This window comes from Streptomyces boluensis (assembly GCF_009908195.1).
In the GTDB taxonomy this organism is placed as follows: Bacteria; Actinomycetota; Actinomycetes; order Streptomycetales; family Streptomycetaceae; genus Streptomyces; species Streptomyces boluensis.
Genome location: NZ_JAAAHS010000166.1, coordinates 1 through 15609, shown reverse-complemented (window position 1 = coordinate 15609; position 15609 = coordinate 1). Strand labels below are relative to the sequence as shown.

Here is a 15609-nt window from a genome sequence, read left to right as displayed (position 1 = left end):
GGGCGGGGCCGTGTTCGTAGGCCAGAGGCGCGAGTTCGGGCGGTGGGACGTAGCCGTCGGGCATGGCGGCGTAGGCCTCGTCCAGCTGGTGGCGGTAGGCAGTGGCGAGTGCGTCGGGCCAACTGCCGGTCAGCGGTGGGCGCATGCGGGATTCGGCGGTCAGCGCGTGGTGGTGGGAGGCGGCTTCCCTCCCTGCTTCGGCGGCCGTCCAGTCGTTGATGAGGGCTCGGTCGGGGCGCCAGGCGGCGAGGATGTGACTGGGCGTGCCGTGCAGGAGGGCTTCGGAGAGTTCCTGAGCGATGAGCGGGGAGGCGTGCAGTCCGTCGCGGTGGGTGCCGGTGGCCACCCACAGGCCCGGCCGTGCGGTCTGGCCGAGCAGCGGGTGGCCGTCCAGACCGATCGGCCGGTTGCCGTGGTGGAGTTGGCGCAGTGCGCTGCCGGTCAGGCCGTGGTGCAGCTGGCCGAGTGCCGCGTCGAGGAGGAAACGTACGCCGCCCAGAGTGGGGCGCTCTCCGGGGGAGATCGCGGGTTGGGCGGTGGCGCCGACATACCAGGCGCCGTCTGCCTGGGGGACGGCGTGCAGCCCGCAGGCATAGGCGCGGTTGGGAGTGCGGAGCACACTGCGCAGCGGGGTGGGGCCATCGACGCTGACGGCGCTGCCCTCGGCGCAGACCACCGGCAGAACCGTCAGATCGGGGTCGAGTCGGGCGAGCAGCGGCGTCGTCCAGGCCCCCGCGGCGACGATCACGGTGGGCGCGGTGTACCGGTCGGCGCCGGTGTGCAGGGTGTAGTCATCGCCGGCCGCTCGCAGCAGCCCCGCAGGGGTCCGGGCGAGGTTGGGCAGCGCGTGCAGGGCCGCGTCGAGGGTGGCCAGCCAGCGGCGGGCGTCGAGGAACGCCTCGGCAGGGAGGTGGAGGGCGCGCAGGGCACGGTCGTTGTCCAGCGGACGGTAGCCGGGGATGTCCGCCGGATCGGTGTGCTCCACCGGCAGGGCGTGCCGGCGGGCCGCCGCCTCGATGGCGTGAAACGCCTGCTCGTCCAGGCGCGCGGAGACGGCGTTGAGGAGGATGAACGTGCCCGTGCCGTAGCCGTCGTCGACCGGTGCGCCGGCTCCGGCGTACGCGCGGATCTCATCGCGCCACCGTGGCCAGCGGTCAGCCGCCTGGACCGCCATGCTCAGCCGGAGCCGGCCGTGGACGGTGCGGGAAGTCGCGGCTGTCACCTCGCCCACGGTGCTGAGCATGGCTCCCGCCGCACCCGAAGCAGCGCCCTGCTCGCTCTGCTCGCCCCGGCGCCCGCTGAGTGCGACACGCGCGGTCGGCTCCGCCGAGGCCAGGGCGTAGGCGATCGACCGGCCCAGAACACCGTCGCCGACCACCATGAAGTCCACCCGCTTCGGGCCCACCGACCGCACCCCCACACGCCTGTGACGTCAACGACCACCGCCGGGGAACCGTGTCACGGGTCTGTTGGCGATCAGCCGTTCCTTGATGCCGTTCACGTTCCGTTCTCGCTGGCCGAATGATCCCCCGAACTTGATCACTTACGGCGCGAAAACCCGTATGCGGGGCTGAACTTGGCCTGATTCCGGTCGCCTTGACGAGCCGATAGGCGCGGGAAGTTGAAGAACACCAGCCTCTGATCCGAGCGCCTCTCAGCTCAGTTGCTCGGCCAGTCCGACGATGATGCCCTCCGGCACGTCTCCTCCTGAGGGCCTGAGTAACTCGTGACTGGCTGTGGCGGTCTCACGCGGCAGGGTCCTCTGCTCGAGGCAGCGGTACTCCAGGAGATACAGCGTGCCGCCTTCGAGCTGGAAATTTTCTGGCTCCAGTCTGACTGTCCGGGCTCCGCGGTCGAGCCGCCGACTTGACCGGAGTCTCCCTCCGTTTTACTCTCGAATGCATACGGAGGCTGCATCCGTTTTGATGCATCCTCCGTAGTCACCGGAGACAGGAGGATGCATGGCCACCAGCGGTCACCAGGGGCGCAAGCCTCGCGCGGACGTCCAGCGCAACCGCGCGGTCCTCCTTGAGACCGCGCAGCGGCACTTCCTGCGGCATGGGGTCGGCACCTCCCTGGAGGCGGTGGCCAAGGAGGCAGGCGTCGGGCCCGCAACCCTGTACCGGCACTTCCCCACCCGGGAAGCGCTGCTCGCGGCCGTGCTGCAGACCCGCTCCGAGGAACTCGTGGCCCGCCAGGCGGACATCGAGCAACTCGGCGACCCGGCCGAGGCGTTGGAGCAATGGCTGCGGGCGATGGAGGAGTACTTCAGCGCCTACAGCGGCCTGCCGGAACCGCTCATGGCCGCGGCCCGGGCGCAGGAGCCGGACGGCCCGCTCACGATTCCCTGCGACATCCTCATCACCGCCACCGACCAGTACGTGCGAGCGGCGCAGCACGCGGGACACGTGCGGGCATCGGTGCAGGGGTACGACCTGTTCCTCGCGGCCTGTTCCCTTGCCTGGATCAAGGGCAACGGCACCGACGAGGAGTCGCTCGGCCGACTTCGCGCACTGATCGCGAGCGGCTACCGCGAGCGGGACACCCAGGCGTAAGCGCCACATAATCCGGATCCGGTCCGGCCGGGTACCGCCCGACCTCTCGACCACGCACAGACATGACATGGCGCCATCTTCACGGGTGGCGCAGTACAACCCGTCAAAGGACAAATCGTGAAAATCACTGTTATAGGAGCCGGCGCCATCGGCGGGAACCTCGCCTCCAAGCTCAGCACGGCCGGTCACGAGGTACAGGTGGCCGATGCCCGCGGCCCCGAGGCCGTCCGGGCGGAGGTGCTGGAGTCCGGTGCTCGCGCGGTGGCCCTTAATGAATCGGTCCAGGACAGGGACGTGATCGTCCTGTCGATCCCGTTCGGGGTGGCGGGCCAGCTGGCGGACCTGTTCGCCTCGGTGCCCGACGAGACAGTGGTCATCGACACCTCGAACTACTACCCGGGCATGCTCAGCGAGCCGATCGAGGCGGTGGACAACGGCCAGGTGGAGAGCGTGTACACCGCCGAGCTGCTCGGCCGTCCCGTCATCAAGGCGTGGAACGCCGCGCTGGCCGAGACCCAGCGCACGCGGGGCGTCCCGGCGGGAACACCCGGCCGTATCGCCATCCCGGTCGCCGGTGACTCCGACGAGGCGCGGAAGGTGGCCATGAGCCTCGTGGACGACACCGGCTTCGACCCGTACGACGCAGGCCCCCTGGCCGACTCCTGGCGCCAGCAGCCCAACGGCCCCGCCTACTGCACCGAGTTGACCCTCGACGAGCTGCCGGCGGCCCTGGCCGCGGCTGACCGCGTCAAGGACACGGCCGTCCGCGACAGCCTCCCGGAACGCTTCGCCGCCCTCCCGGACAACCCCACCGTCGACGACGTCGTCGAGATGAACCGCGCCGCCCACCGCTGAGCCACCCGCCGCGAACACACAGCCGGAACCCACGTCACCGAAACCTGGGTTCCGTTCCGGACGAGGAGTTTCACCATGAAGATCGGCATTCTCGGCACCGGGAACATCGAGTCGCTACCTGCGCATCGCCTGGCCGACCCTGACCGCGTGGACGGCGGCCGGCCTGGACCTACGGCAGATCACCGCCGATCACATCACGAGCGAACTCGCCCGCCATCAGGGCAACGTGGCCCGCGGGCTGCTCAGCGTGCTGCAGCATTTTCCGGGCCATGAAGCAGGAGCGGCTGATCTTCCTCAACCCCACGGCCGGGCTGCAGTTGCCTGCTGGAGTACACCTGCCGAGACCCTTGTCCAGCGATCGACTGGCCGGGCCCTGGAACGGCTGGATGGTCCCGCCGCGCGCCTCATCGTCGGTCTGGTCGCCATCCACGCCGTGCGTGCCGTGGAGGTCGCCCGGCTCGACCTGGCCGACCCCGACCTCGCCCGCCGAACACTGGCGGTGCGCCGGGGTGAAGGCATCCACCTCGTCTACCTCGACGACCTGAGCACCGACCTGGCGGCCGACTGGCTGCGCGAGCGCCGCCGCCGCTGGCCCCAGGCCACCAACCCGCACCTGCTCATCACCTCGCAGACCTACCGGCACCCGGCTTCACCGCAGATCAGCTATTGCGCGATGCGGGCCGCCTTCGACCAGATCGGGCTGCTGCCACGGCAGGTACAGGCCGACCGCATCCTGGACGAGGCCCGGGAGACCGCCGATCCGGTCCACCTCGTACGCCTCTTCGGCATCCACCCCGGCATCGCCGTGAAGTACGTACACGCCGCGCACCCGGACGAGGCCCTGCCCAGGATCCGCTGACCGGGCGACACCGTCCAGCCCCGCGGCGTGCGGCGGAAGACGTCCGCCATGCCTTCGACCTGGTCACCTGCCGGATCGGATGCTCGCCACCCCCACCTCCGATCCCGCCCTTCCCTCGGATCATGCGGCGGAGCCCAAGTGGAACGGCTACCGGGCACGCGTGGCCGGCGGGCCGATGGCCGCGTACTGATCCGCTCCCGCGTCGGCGGTGACCTGACCGGGGCGTTTCCCGAGATCGTTGCCGCTGCGCCTGCCCGCCGACACCGCGCTCGATGGAGAGCTGGTCCGGTTACTTGGCAGCGCGACGGGCCGGCCCGTAGGGCTAGGCAGTTGGGTAGAGCAGTGAGTCTGCGCTATTGGGGGATGGTGACCAGGATGCGGCCGTGGCCACCGCCGGCGTCGACGTGATCGTGGGCCTTGGCGATGTCGTCCAGCGAGTGACGGTTGCCGACGGCGACGGTGAGGGCGCCGACGGCGGCTGCGGAGGTGAGGTCGCGGGCGGCCTGGCGCTTGGCCTCGGCGGGAAAGTCGTCGCTGCCGAGCAGCCGCAGGGTGACGTTGTTGAACAGCAGCGGCCAGAAGGGGATCTCGGTGCGGTCCGCGCGGGTGGCGTAGGCGGCGATGACGGCGTTGTTGGCGGCGACGGCGTTGTCGAGGTCTGCGTTGTCGGACAGGGCGACCTCGATGATCCGGTCGGCGCCCCGCGGCGCGTACGAGCGGATGGCCGTGGCGGGGTCGCCGGTGTCCAGGGCGACGGCGTGGGAGACGACGGCCGGGTCGACGTGGCGGAGGTCCGGGGTGCGGCGGACGGTGGCGAGCACGGTGGCGCCGGCCCAGTGGGCGAGCTGGGCGGCCAGGGAGCCGACGCCGCCGAGGACTCCGTGGACCAGGACCAGTTGGCCGTCGACCGGGCCGTCGGCGAAGACGGTGCGGTGGGCGGTGATGCCGGGGATGCCGAGGCTCGCGCCCAACTCGTCACTGAGGTGGTCGGGCAGGTGTACAGCCTGGTGGTCCGATACGACGGTGTACTGGGCGGCGGTGCCGAAGGGGCGGTAGGACTGGGCACCGTATACCCAGACCCGTTGTCCGACGCGGCGGGCGTCCACGCCGGCGCCCACAGTGTCGATGACTCCGGCGGCGTCGCTGTGCGGGATCACCCGTGGATAGGGCATGGACGAGCCGAGCCATCCGCGCCGCTTCTTGGTATCGCCGGGGTTGACGCCCGAGACGGTGACGCGGACGCGGACCTCGCCGGGGCCGGGGACGGGATCAGGGAGTTCGCCGACGTGCAGGACATCGGCGGCGGGGCCCTGTTCGTCGTACCAGGAAGCAAGCATGGGGGTTCCTCTGTGGACAGTCAGCTCGCGGGAGCGGCGGGCGCATGCGGATCGCTGTCGGTACACGCAGTGTCGAATGCGGGCGGCTTCTCTCCGAGGGTCTCGCGCAGCCAGGTCCGCTCGGCGCGGCTGGTCGCGCGGGCGGTGAGCAGCATGCCGCGCCGGTAGGGGTCGGCGATCTCCTCGGCACGCAGAGGCCGGTCGTGGTCGTAGAAAAAGCTCGCCGGTTCTTCCAGGAACTCCAGCCGTCTGCGCAGCACCGCGTGCCGTTCGGCCACGTCGGGCAGGTGGGAGAGGAATGCCAGGACGACGTAGAACCGGGTGAAGTCGGTGATCTCGTGGTCGGCGGGCTTGCGCAGGCGCTGAAGCATGTCGGCCCGCCCGGCCGCGGTCAGGCTGAGCACGTACCGGGCCGCCCCCGCAGCTGGGTCGGCGCGCCGCTCGATCAAGCCCGCCTTGGTCAGGCGATTGATCGCCGGATACAGGCTGCCGTCGCTGACCGGCCGCGTATAGCCGGTCAGCTGTGAGATGCGGCGGCGCAGCTCGTGTCCAGGCAGGGGTCCCTCGGCGAGGAAGCCGAGTATCGCGAGTTCCAGCATGAGTCCATCTTCGCACGCAAACATCGAATCGATGTGAACATCGATTCGATGTTACGCTCGCAGGTACCGCCCAAACGTCTCCGGAGAGGCACAGCAAGATGCCATCGCAGTCCACCGAGTCAGTGATGAACCGTTTCGTCGAGTTCATCAACACGGGCAACGAGGATCTCGCCCGCGAGGTCATTTCTCCGGACGCGGTGTTCCACGCGCCAAGCCACCCGGAACCACTGCGGGGGCCCGATGGGTACATGGAAGTCATCGGGATGATGCGCAGCGCCTTCCCCGACGTCCAGTGGACGCTGGAGGAGACAGTCACCGAAGGCGACACCGTGGCCGCGCGGTTCACCATGCGGGGAACCCACGACGGTGAATTCTTCGGGATCCCGGCGAGCGGCAACAAGATCTCGGTGCAGGCCATGAACTTCTACTACCTGGCCGACGGCCGGATCGTCGGCGAACGGGGCCAGCCCGACCTCCTCGGGGTGATGCAGCAGATCGGTGCCGTACCGGCGCCGTAAACCTCGTAGCGCCGGGTGGGCCTTCTGCCGCGCGGGATTGCTGCTGTCGGGAGGCGCGGGTTCACCGCAAGAGGCCGGTCTTCTTCTTGCTCCGGCGTCTTCGCGCAGACAGCGCCCGTTCGGCGAGAGCTCTACACCTTGTAACCGCCAACGTGACCGAGCCGGGTACGGAACTGCTCGCTCTACGGCGAATACTGCAACCCTCGAATACCAACAGGAAGACGACGTAGAACGGGACGACGGCGGCGACGTCGGCGAGGCTGTCGCCGAGCTTGGGGATCCGGGAGGCGACCACCACCAGCACAGTGGCGGCCATCAGCGGCACCGTCGTGGTGATCGCCGCGTCGGAGTTGGCCGTCGACGATCCGGCCGTCGGCGACTTCAACCCGACTCGAAGGTCAAGCTCAGTACGCAACCCGCATCGGGACAGCTACCGCTGATGACATCCAGCCTGTCCTACCGCTTCCGTTCATGGGCACGCGGTTCGGTTGGTCAGTCGCCTGGGCGTCGCGTGTCCTGCTGGGTCTGGCGGGCCACTTGATTCCTGGTGTGCGGGCCAGGACTTCGGGGCCGAGTCGGGAAGGCACCGCATGGGTGGTGCGGACGCCTGAATGCGATCTCGCTCGGTCAGCAGCTCGCTGATCACCTGGGCGTCAGCATTTCCCGAGCGCATCAAGGAAGTTCAGCCGCGACGGCAACCGAGCCGACAACGGGTTGTCCGCGTACCAGGAGACATCACGAGAAGGGTCGCTGAAGTAGACCTGCCAACACCCGTGTGAGTTAGTCGAGTTGGTGCTATGAGAGGTGGCCACGCCGCGCACCGCAGAGGGCCGGGGATGCCGTGTAGCGCTACAACACCCGAAAGTGGCTAAAGAGCGCGGGCACGCTCGGTGAAGGTGGCGGGCGGTGGTCTTGCCGAGGATGCGCTGCAGGGTGGCGGGCGGGACGGTGTGGAGGTCGCCGATGCGGTGAATGCCGTACGCGGCCAAGGACTTGCCCGTGGCCGGTTCTCTGAACCAAGAGCACAAAAGGCACGTCGGCCCTCAGGCTCGGACGGCGGCGAACTCCCTGCCGGAGACGGCACCTGGATCGCTGATCATCATGCGGGCCTCGCGAGCGGCGAGCGTGACGCCGTTCGACGATTCGAACCCGGCCTCCCGGTGGGCACGCTGATAGCGACCGATCGATGCCCGCATGATGACGCCCGTGCTGAGCCCGAGGAGAACGACGACAGCGAGCGACCCCAGCGTCAAGAACCCGGTATCGATACCGACCCAGGTCGACGCGATCCCGGCCACGAGCCCTGCGAGAGCCACGTAGGCCAGGTAGAGGAGGACCCTGGACCTTCGCTCGCCGGAGGCGCTGGCACGCTGCAGCCCCTCCTCCATGGCATCGAGCTGCTCGATCTTCGGCGTCCGCGTCGTCGCAAACTGCTGGAACAGCTGTTCGTGCTCCGCGCTGCCCCGGGACCGCTGCTTGATCACCATTCCATCTGCCGCAATATGCCACTGGATCGTCCAGGGCTTCTTCTGTTCCACGCTCCACACCGCCTTGTCAGCAAGCGACGGCCTTCACCGCGCCACGTCGGCGACGATGCTACTTCTTCCTGGCAGGGGCCGGCGCCGAGGGTGGCGGTGAGGCTGCAGTGCGCGGCCAGGCGTAGGCGTACGAGCGCGGCGAGGCCGGCGGTGTCGCGGTCGAAGTACCGCAGGGCGCCGGTGATAAGGACACCTCAGCTATCTCAACTCTTTGCCTTCGCTCAACATCTGTCACCCCATCAAGTGACACCTGTGGCCGCCTTGGCACCGCGTCGCGGGCAGGGTGTTCGGGGTCCCGCTCAGGGCTGCACGACAGCAGGCAGAACCGCTTCCGCCGATCTTGGCCACCACTCGCGGCCCTCGAACGCTCTGTCGATGTGCGCGGAGGCCAAGTCCAAGCCACCGTGCACGACTTCGGCCGCCGTCACAAGGGCAGGTCAGTGCCGGCGCGGCCAGAGACACGGCGGGGCCGCCGGGCAGCCCGGGCCGGCGCAAGCAGAAGGGCTCGCGGACAAAGTCCTGGCCAATGGTGCGGCCCTCACCCCGGTTCCTCGGCGCGAGATACAGGCCGGCCGACACGGCGCGGACACCGGCGAGGGCAGAGCCTCCCGTACCAGCTGAGATGCACGCCATACTTCCGCGCCAGGGCCCAGAAGGCCACAACGGCCTGGCCTCCGGCGGGATCAGCCACCTCAGCCTGGACCGCGGCCGTGCCACCGCTTCCGTCCACGCGCACGGCGAAAGCGGGGGACAACGCCACCCGCACACGCCTGCCGATTCATGCGCTGGGTTGTTCGGGCCCTTCATCCAGGCGCGAGAGAACCTTGTCGAGCAGTGGGCCGGGGCCTCCTGCTCGATCATCTTCCAGCCTTCAGGTGTGAGGATGATGAACGCCTCGCGGCCGCCCCCGGGCACGTCCTCTCGGCGTACGAGACCCCGGCCTGATGTGGTGCGAGAGCTGGCGGCGCTCCCAGCGCAGGGCGCGTGCCAGGTCGAGCACCGGCGGGTCGGGTCGCCTCCGTTCTCCGGGTCGGCGGCCTCGTAGCGGGTCCCTTCTCGCCGAGGAGCAGTCCCGCGCGGGCTGCCCGGGTGCGGTCCCAGCCGGGTTCTACTCCCAGACCACCACGTTGCGCCGCACCGGCACCGTCGAGGGGTCGGTGGCGAAGAGTTCGGGCGAGTGGGCGCGGATGCGTTCGATGTCGCTGAAGACCGCCCGCAGGTGGTTGCGCATGGAGGTGCGGGCGAGCTGGGTGTTGCCGCCGACGACCGCTTCGAAGATCTCGTGGTGCTGGGCGGCGAAGACGGCCGGGGACACGTTTTCGTGGAGGCCGAGTCGCCGGGCGCGGTCCAGGTGGCCCTTGGCGGCGGCGACCGTGGTCCAGACGTTGCCGTGGCCGCTCAGCCGCATCAGGCCCTGGTGGAACGCCTCGTCAAGGTCGAAGAACTCCTCGAGGCCGAGGTCCTCGTGCTGCTGACGGTTCAGGTTGTCCCGCAGTTCCTCGACGACCGCCGGGTCGGGTTCCGGGGGCAGATCGTCGAGTGAGGCGAGTTCGACCGCCTCCCGCAGGAACTGTGCGTCCGCGACCTGCGCCGGGTCCACCCGGGAGACGAACGATCCGATCTTCGGGAAGACCTGCACCAGGCCCTCCTGCGCCAGGAGGATCAGGCTCTCCCGCACCGGCGTACGACTCACGCCCAGGGTCGCGGCGAGTTCGTTCTCCGACAGGGCCGCGCCAGGGGGGAGTTCGAGGGTCAGGACCATCTGACGCAGCTTCAGGTAGATGCCGCGCCGACTGGTCCTTCGCCCGTTCGATTGAGCCATGCGCCCATCGTACGTACCGGCGGCGCGGCTTGGACCAGCGGCTGCGGGCCGGCGGCGAGCCGTGCGGCCCGTGGCGGGCCTCACGTAAAAGCATGGTGACGAGAGCATTGCCGACGTGCGCGACAAGTGCTTGTATACAAGCACTGCACGACAGCCGTCCCCGGCCCGCGACGGGCTCGGTCGGCGCTCGTGTCCGTCCCGCCCCGCCGTAAAGGAGAGCCCCCTCAGTGAGCAAGATCGAACGCGTCGACGTGTTCGTCGCCTCCCCCGGGCGCACGTTCGTCACGTTGCGCATCACCACCACGGACGGGGTGACCGGACTCGGTGACGCCACGCTCAACGGTCGCGAGCTGGCCGTGGCGAGCTATCTGCGCGACCACGTGGTCCCGCTGCTCATCGGCAAGGACCCGGCTCGCATCGAGGACATGTGGCAGTACCTCTACAAGGGCGCGTACTGGCGTCGCGGGCCCGTGACCATGACGGCCGTCTCCGCCGTCGACACCGCGCTGTGGGACATCAAGGGCAAGACCGCGCAGCTGCCCGTGTACCAGCTCCTCGGCGGCAAGTCCCGCGAGGGCGTCCTGGTCTACTCGCACGCCAGCGGCACCGACGTGCCCTCGCTGCTCGACGACGTCGAGCGGCATCTGGAGCTCGGCTATCGGGCCGTACGCGCGCAGGCTGCCGTGCCCGAGGTCGGCGGCACGTACGGGGTGCGCAAGGGCAAGATCTACGAGCCGGCCGCGAGCGACCTGCCCGACGAGCAGCCGTGGGACACCGAGGCCTACCTCGGCTTCGCGCCCGGCTATCTGGAGGCGGTGCGGGAGCGCTTCGGTTTCGGCTTCCATCTTCTGCACGACGTGCACCACCGGCTCACGCCGCTCGAGGCGGCCCGGTTCGGCAAGAGCGTCGAGGACTGCCGGCTGTTCTGGATGGAGGACCCGACTCCGGCCGAGAACCAGGAGGCTTTCCGGCTCATCCGGCAGCACACCACCACGCCGATCGCGGTCGGCGAAGTCATGAACTCGATCTGGGACGTCAAGGACCTGATCACCGAGCAGCTCATCGACTACGTACGCACCACGGTCGCCCACGCGGGAGGCATCACCCACCTGCGGCGGATCTTCGACCTCGCCGCGCTGTACCAGGTGCGTACCGGCTCCCACGGCGCGACCGACCTCTCCCCCGTCAGCATGGCCGCCGCCGTGCATCTCGACGTGACGGTGCCGAACTTCGGCATCCAGGAGTACATGGGCCACGCGGACGAGACCGCCGAGGTGTTCCGCAGCGGCGTGACGTTCGCGGACGGCATGCTGCATCCGTCCGAGGAGCCGGGGCTCGGTGTGGAGTACGACGAGAAGGCCGCCGAGCGTTTCCCGTATCAGCGGCGTTACCTCCCGGTCGCGCGCCGCCTCGACGGTTCGGTGCACGACTGGTGAGCGCCATGGACCTGCCGAAGCTCGACCGCGCGGCGCTCCCCCGGCTCGCACCCGAGCTGCGTCCCGCCGTCGACCCCGCCGAACTGCGGCCCCGGATCGTGCACTTCGGGCTCGGCGCCTTCCACCGGGCACACCAGGCCGTCTACACCGAGAACGCTGCCGCCCGCTCCGGGGAGCCCTGGGGCATCACCGCTGTCGCGCCCCGCTCGGCGGAGACCGTGCGCGCACTGCGGGACCAGGACTGCCTCTACTCGGTCACCGAACGCCGTCCCGAGGGCAGTGCCTCGCGGGTCGTGGGTGCGGTGGTCGGCGCGCTGACGATGGGGCCGGACGCGAAGGCCGTCGACGCATCGCTCGCCGACCCGGACGTGACGGTGGTGACCCTGACCGTCACGGAGAAGGGCTACCACCGCTCCCCCGTCACCGGCGGGCTCGACATCGCGGCGGCGCCCGTGGCCGCCGACCTGGCCGCCGCGCCCGACGGTCCGCTCACCACCGTGGTGGGCCGCCTCGCCGCCGGCCTCGCCGCGCGGATGCGGGCCGGTGCGCCCCCGGTCTCCGTCGTGTCCTGCGACAACATGGCGGGCAACGGCGCCGCGCTCGGCCGGGTCGTCCAGGACTTCGTCAGGGCATCCGACTGGCCGGACCGCGACATGATCCTGGCCCGCCTTGCCGAAGCCGTCGCCTTTCCCGCGACGGTGGTGGACCGGATCGTGCCCGCGACGAGCGAGTCCGACCGGGCAGCCGCCGCAGCGGCACTCGGGGTGCACGACACACTTCCCGTGACCGGGGAGCCCTACCGGCAGTGGGTCCTGGAGGACACCTTCGCCGCATCCCGGCCGCAGTGGGAGCGGGACGGTGCGTTGTTCGTGCCGGACGTCGCCCCGTACCAGCTCACGAAGTTGCGTCTGCTGAACGGCTCGCACTCGGCGCTCGCCCACCTCGGCCTGGCCGCCGGGTGCGGCACCGTGGCCGACGCGCTGGCGACCGGCTGGGGCGAGCGCCTGGTCCGGGCGCTGTGCGCGGAGGTCGCCCCGACGCTTCCCGCCGACGGTCCCGATCCGTTGGCCTACGCCGCCGATCTCGTCGTACGGTTCCGCAATCCCGCGATGCGGCACCAGCTGCAACAGATCGGCTCCGACGGGTCGTTGAAGATCACGGAGCGCTGGCTGCCCGCCCTGCGCGAGCTGCGCGCCCGTGGCGCGGCCACCGACGTCCTCGAACTCGCCCTCGCCGCCTGGGCGCACGGCACCCACCGGGCGCTCGACGGCTCGACGGGGATCACCGACCCCGCGGCCGATGCGCTCGCCGCCTGCTGGCAGCCTTCCGGCCCGCCCGTCGCGGCGATACGCGCGCTGCTGCGGGTCCTCGGAGCGCCTGACCTGGCCGACGACGATGCGCTCACCGCCGCCGTCGCGGACCGGCTGCCCGCGCTCCGGGCCGGCCGTATCGAGATCTGAGTCCGCCACAGCAAAACGACACCCGACCACCACCCCCCGCTCCCGAACCACCGTCCCGAACAACGGAGTTCACGATGAAGGACAGCGCCATATCCGCGGAGCCCACGCGCCCCGCGGAGCGCAGCACACGCGATCTGGCCAGAGCCGCCATGTCGGGCTGGCTCGGCACAGCCATGGAGTTCATGGACTTCCAGCTCTACTCGCTGGCCGCCGCGATCGTCTTCAACAAGATCTTCTTCCCGGATGTCAGCCCCGCCATCGGGCTCATCGCCGCGATGGCCACGTACGGCGTCGGATACGTCGCCAGGCTCGCCGGCGCCGTCTACTTCGGGCGGATGGGCGACCGTATCGGCCGCAAGAAGGTCCTGTACCTCACCGTCCTGCTGATGGGCGCCTCCACCACCCTGATCGGCATACTGCCCACCTACGCCATGATCGGCATCGCCGCGCCGATCCTCCTTGTCGTGCTGCGCCTGGTCCAGGGCTTCGGTGCGGGCGCCGAGATCGCCGGGGCGACCGTGCTGCTCGCCGAGTACGCGCCCGTACGCCGCCGCGGCCTGATCTCCTCGCTTGTGTCGCTCGGCACCAACTCCGGCACGCTCGCCGCGTCCGGCCTGTGGGCCGTCCTGCTCGCCGTCCTCAGTGAGGAGCAACTCCTCTCCTGGGGCTGGCGGTTGCCCTTCCTGCTCAGCTTCGTACTGATGATCTTCGCGGTCTGGATGCGCCGCGGGCTCAAGGAGAGCCCGGTCTTCGAGAAGCGCGCCGACGTCGTGGACGGTGTGGCCCTCGCTCGCGACGAGGTCGAGTCCGCCATCGCCACGGCCGACGAGAAGCAGAGCAACGTCCTTGCCGCCGGCGTCCGCCAGCGCAAGGGCAAGGCCTTCTTCCTCGCGCTCGGCCTGCGCTTCGGCCAGGCCGGCAACTCCGGTCTGATCCAGACGTTCCTCGTCGGTTACATCGCCGCCAATCTCGCCGTCGGCCGCTCCGTCCCCACGGACGCGATCGTGTACGGCTCGCTCGTCGGCTTCGCCACCGTGCCGGTGGTCGGCCTGCTCGGTGACCGCTTCGGACGCCGCCCGGTCTACCTCGCGCTCACGCTGCTCACCATCGCCGTCGCCTTCCCGGTGATGCTCCTCATCACCTCCGGCTCCACCCCGGGCGTCATGATCGGCATGGTGGTCGGCCTGAACGTCGGTGTCCTCGGACTGTTCTCGCTTGAGAGCGTGACCATGGCCGAACTCTTCGGCGCCCGCACGCGGTTCACCCAGCTCGCGCTCGCCAAGGAGATCGGCGGCATCCTCGCCACCGCGATCGGCCCGGTCCTCGCGGCCACGCTCACGGCCGTCACCGGCAGCTGGTGGCCCATCGCGGTCATGCTCATCGTCTACTCGCTGATCACCCTCGTCAGCGCGTTCCTCGCACCCGAGACACGCGGCCGCGACCTGGTCCGCCTCGAGGACGCCGTATGAGTGCGATCGCCGGTCCTACGCGAAGTGCAGTAGCCGAACACCCCACGGGAGAAGGCCATATGAGGGCGGTCGTGGTGCACGGCCCCGGCGACGTGCGTGTCGACGAACGGGACCGGCCGGTGCCGGGCGCGGGCGAAGTGCTCCTGGCCCTGGAGTGGGGCGGGATCTGCGGATCCGACATCGCCTACTGGAAGAAGGGGGCGTCCGGTACGGCTTCGCTCAAGCACCCGCTGGTGCTCGGGCACGAGGTCGCGGGCCGGATCGCCGCGCTCGGCGCCGGGGTCACCGGCCTCGGCGAAGGGCAGCCGGCCACCGTGCACCCCGCCCAACTCGTCGGCGACGGCGTGCTGCCCGAGCGGATCGCCGGACGCACCAACCTCTACCCGCACGTCCGCTACTTCGGCTCGGCGGCCTTCGACCCGCACACCGACGGCGGGTTCAGCGAGTACCGGGTGGTCCTCGCCGACCAGATCCGGCCGCTGCCGGACGGCGTCGACACCGAACAGGGCGCCCTGGCCGAGCCGTTGGCGGTCGCGCTGCACGCCGTCGGCCGGGTCCCCGACCTGCGCGGCCGTACTGTTCTGGTCAACGGCGCCGGGCCGATCGGCTCCCTGGTCGTGGCCGCCGCCCGGCACCGCGGGGCCGCCACGGTGGTCGCCGCCGACCTGACGGCGTCGTCCCTCGCCGTCGCCCGTGCCATGGGCGCTGACGAGACCCGCGACCTCTCGCGCGGTGACGTTCTGCCGCAGGACGTGGACGTGGTCTTCGAGGCGTCCGGCGCTCCGGCCGCGCTCGGCCCGGTGCTGCGCGCCACGGCGCGCGGCGGCACGGTCGTCCAGGTCGGCAACTTGCCCGGTACGGCTGCCCCGGCCGACCTCGGCGACCTGGTGACCCGCGAGATCACCTGGATCGGCTCGTACCGCTTCGTCGAGGAGATCGACGACGCTCTGCGCGCGCTGCGGGACGGTCTGGATGTGCGGCCGCTGATCACCCATCGCTTCCCGCTGGAACGGGCCGAGGAGGCGCTGGCCGTCGCCGCGGATCCGGCGAGCGGGAGCAGCAAGGTCATGTTGCGGCTGTCCGGCGCGTAGCGCCTGGAGCCCGGCCCCGTCTCAACGCACCCGGGGTCCACGCGATCGGCCGTCGCATACGCCCTCACCC

Annotated in this window: 14 protein-coding genes and 1 pseudogene; 8 read left to right on the top strand and 7 right to left on the bottom strand. The window is 70.2% G+C overall.

Annotated features, from left to right (window positions below; genetic code table 11):
• Positions 1–1405: NAD(P)/FAD-dependent oxidoreductase (locus tag GUY60_RS20755; protein ID WP_161700037.1), on the bottom strand; the 1405-nt coding region annotated here is incomplete at its 3' end.
• Between the two features lie 556 nt (positions 1406–1961).
• On the opposite strand from GUY60_RS20755, the gene GUY60_RS20750 reads away from it, so the two are divergent.
• Both GUY60_RS20750 and GUY60_RS20745 read left to right on the top strand, forming a co-directional pair.
• Complete coding sequence (locus GUY60_RS20750; RefSeq protein ID WP_161700035.1) at positions 1962–2555, top strand: TetR/AcrR family transcriptional regulator; 594 nt, start codon at positions 1962–1964, stop codon at positions 2553–2555.
• 117 nt (positions 2556–2672) lie between these two features.
• A complete protein-coding gene (locus GUY60_RS20745; protein WP_161700034.1) occupies positions 2673–3410 on the top strand; it encodes an NADPH-dependent F420 reductase in 738 nt (245 codons plus the stop codon).
• Between the two features lie 169 nt (positions 3411–3579).
• Here the strand turns inward: GUY60_RS20745 and GUY60_RS20740 are convergent, their stop codons facing one another.
• Positions 3580–3840: a hypothetical protein gene (locus tag GUY60_RS20740; RefSeq protein WP_161700032.1), complete on the bottom strand. Its 261-nt coding sequence runs from the start codon at positions 3838–3840 to the stop codon at positions 3580–3582.
• Positions 3841–3843: 3 nt separating this feature from the next.
• On the opposite strand from GUY60_RS20740, the gene GUY60_RS20735 reads away from it, so the two are divergent.
• A complete protein-coding gene (locus GUY60_RS20735; protein WP_161700030.1) occupies positions 3844–4269 on the top strand; it encodes a site-specific integrase in 426 nt (141 codons plus the stop codon).
• A 353-nt stretch (positions 4270–4622) separates the two neighbouring features.
• Here GUY60_RS20735 and GUY60_RS20730 read toward each other — a convergent pair whose 3' ends face one another.
• Both GUY60_RS20730 and GUY60_RS20725 read right to left on the bottom strand, forming a co-directional pair.
• Positions 4623–5606 (bottom strand): NADPH:quinone reductase, encoded by a 984-nt coding sequence (locus GUY60_RS20730; protein ID WP_161700028.1) that lies wholly within the window; start codon positions 5604–5606, stop codon positions 4623–4625.
• A 20-nt stretch (positions 5607–5626) separates the two neighbouring features.
• On the bottom strand, positions 5627–6205 hold the full coding sequence (locus tag GUY60_RS20725) for a PadR family transcriptional regulator (RefSeq protein ID WP_161700026.1): 579 nt from the start codon (positions 6203–6205) through the stop codon (positions 5627–5629).
• A 125-nt stretch (positions 6206–6330) separates the two neighbouring features.
• Between GUY60_RS20725 and GUY60_RS20720 the strand changes: the two genes are divergently transcribed.
• Complete coding sequence (locus GUY60_RS20720) at positions 6331–6723, top strand: ester cyclase (protein ID WP_246235365.1); 393 nt, start codon at positions 6331–6333, stop codon at positions 6721–6723.
• A gap of 184 nt (positions 6724–6907) precedes the next feature.
• Here the strand turns inward: GUY60_RS20720 and GUY60_RS20715 are convergent.
• The 3 genes and pseudogenes from GUY60_RS20715 to GUY60_RS20705 form a co-directional block, all read right to left on the bottom strand.
• Positions 6908–7072, bottom strand: a pseudogene (locus GUY60_RS20715) (arsenic resistance protein); the annotation flags it as partial.
• A 694-nt stretch (positions 7073–7766) separates the two neighbouring features.
• Complete coding sequence (locus GUY60_RS20710) at positions 7767–8261, bottom strand: hypothetical protein (protein ID WP_161700024.1); 495 nt, start codon at positions 8259–8261, stop codon at positions 7767–7769.
• 1108 nt (positions 8262–9369) lie between these two features.
• Positions 9370–10083, bottom strand: coding sequence for a GntR family transcriptional regulator (locus tag GUY60_RS20705; protein WP_161700022.1), 714 nt, complete (start codon positions 10081–10083; stop codon positions 9370–9372).
• A 227-nt stretch (positions 10084–10310) separates the two neighbouring features.
• Between GUY60_RS20705 and manD the strand changes: the two genes are divergently transcribed.
• The 4 genes from manD to GUY60_RS20685 all read left to right on the top strand — a co-directional run bounded on the left by manD (position 10311) and on the right by GUY60_RS20685 (position 15539).
• A complete protein-coding gene (gene manD / locus GUY60_RS20700; RefSeq protein WP_161700021.1) occupies positions 10311–11519 on the top strand; it encodes a D-mannonate dehydratase ManD in 1209 nt (402 codons plus the stop codon).
• A 5-nt stretch (positions 11520–11524) separates the two neighbouring features.
• On the top strand, positions 11525–12979 hold the full coding sequence (locus GUY60_RS20695) for a mannitol dehydrogenase family protein (RefSeq protein WP_187370087.1): 1455 nt from the start codon (positions 11525–11527) through the stop codon (positions 12977–12979).
• A gap of 74 nt (positions 12980–13053) precedes the next feature.
• Positions 13054–14448 carry an MFS transporter gene (locus GUY60_RS20690; RefSeq protein WP_161700017.1) on the top strand — a complete coding sequence of 465 codons (1395 nt, stop codon included), beginning with the start codon at positions 13054–13056 and terminating at the stop codon, positions 14446–14448.
• A 59-nt stretch (positions 14449–14507) separates the two neighbouring features.
• Entirely contained in the window at positions 14508–15539 is a 1032-nt protein-coding gene (locus tag GUY60_RS20685) for an L-idonate 5-dehydrogenase (RefSeq protein ID WP_161700015.1), read from the top strand.
• Positions 15540–15609: the final 70 nt, after the last annotated feature.

Excerpts from the sequence above, each read along its gene's own strand:
- GUY60_RS20695 (WP_187370087.1), top strand. The coding sequence starts at position 11,525 with ATGGACCTGCCGAAGCTCGACCGCGCGGCGCTCCCCCGGCTCGCACCC.
- GUY60_RS20725 (WP_161700026.1), bottom strand. The coding sequence starts at position 6,205 with ATGCTGGAACTCGCGATACTCGGCTTCCTCGCCGAGGGACCCCTGCCT.
- GUY60_RS20685 (WP_161700015.1), top strand. The coding sequence starts at position 14,508 with ATGAGGGCGGTCGTGGTGCACGGCCCCGGCGACGTGCGTGTCGACGAA.
- GUY60_RS20750 (WP_161700035.1), top strand. The coding sequence starts at position 1,962 with ATGGCCACCAGCGGTCACCAGGGGCGCAAGCCTCGCGCGGACGTCCAG.
- GUY60_RS20705 (WP_161700022.1), bottom strand. The coding sequence starts at position 10,083 with ATGGCTCAATCGAACGGGCGAAGGACCAGTCGGCGCGGCATCTACCTG.
- GUY60_RS20690 (WP_161700017.1), top strand. The coding sequence starts at position 13,054 with ATGAAGGACAGCGCCATATCCGCGGAGCCCACGCGCCCCGCGGAGCGC.
- GUY60_RS20730 (WP_161700028.1), bottom strand. The coding sequence starts at position 5,606 with ATGCTTGCTTCCTGGTACGACGAACAGGGCCCCGCCGCCGATGTCCTG.
- GUY60_RS20720 (WP_246235365.1), top strand. The coding sequence starts at position 6,331 with ATGAACCGTTTCGTCGAGTTCATCAACACGGGCAACGAGGATCTCGCC.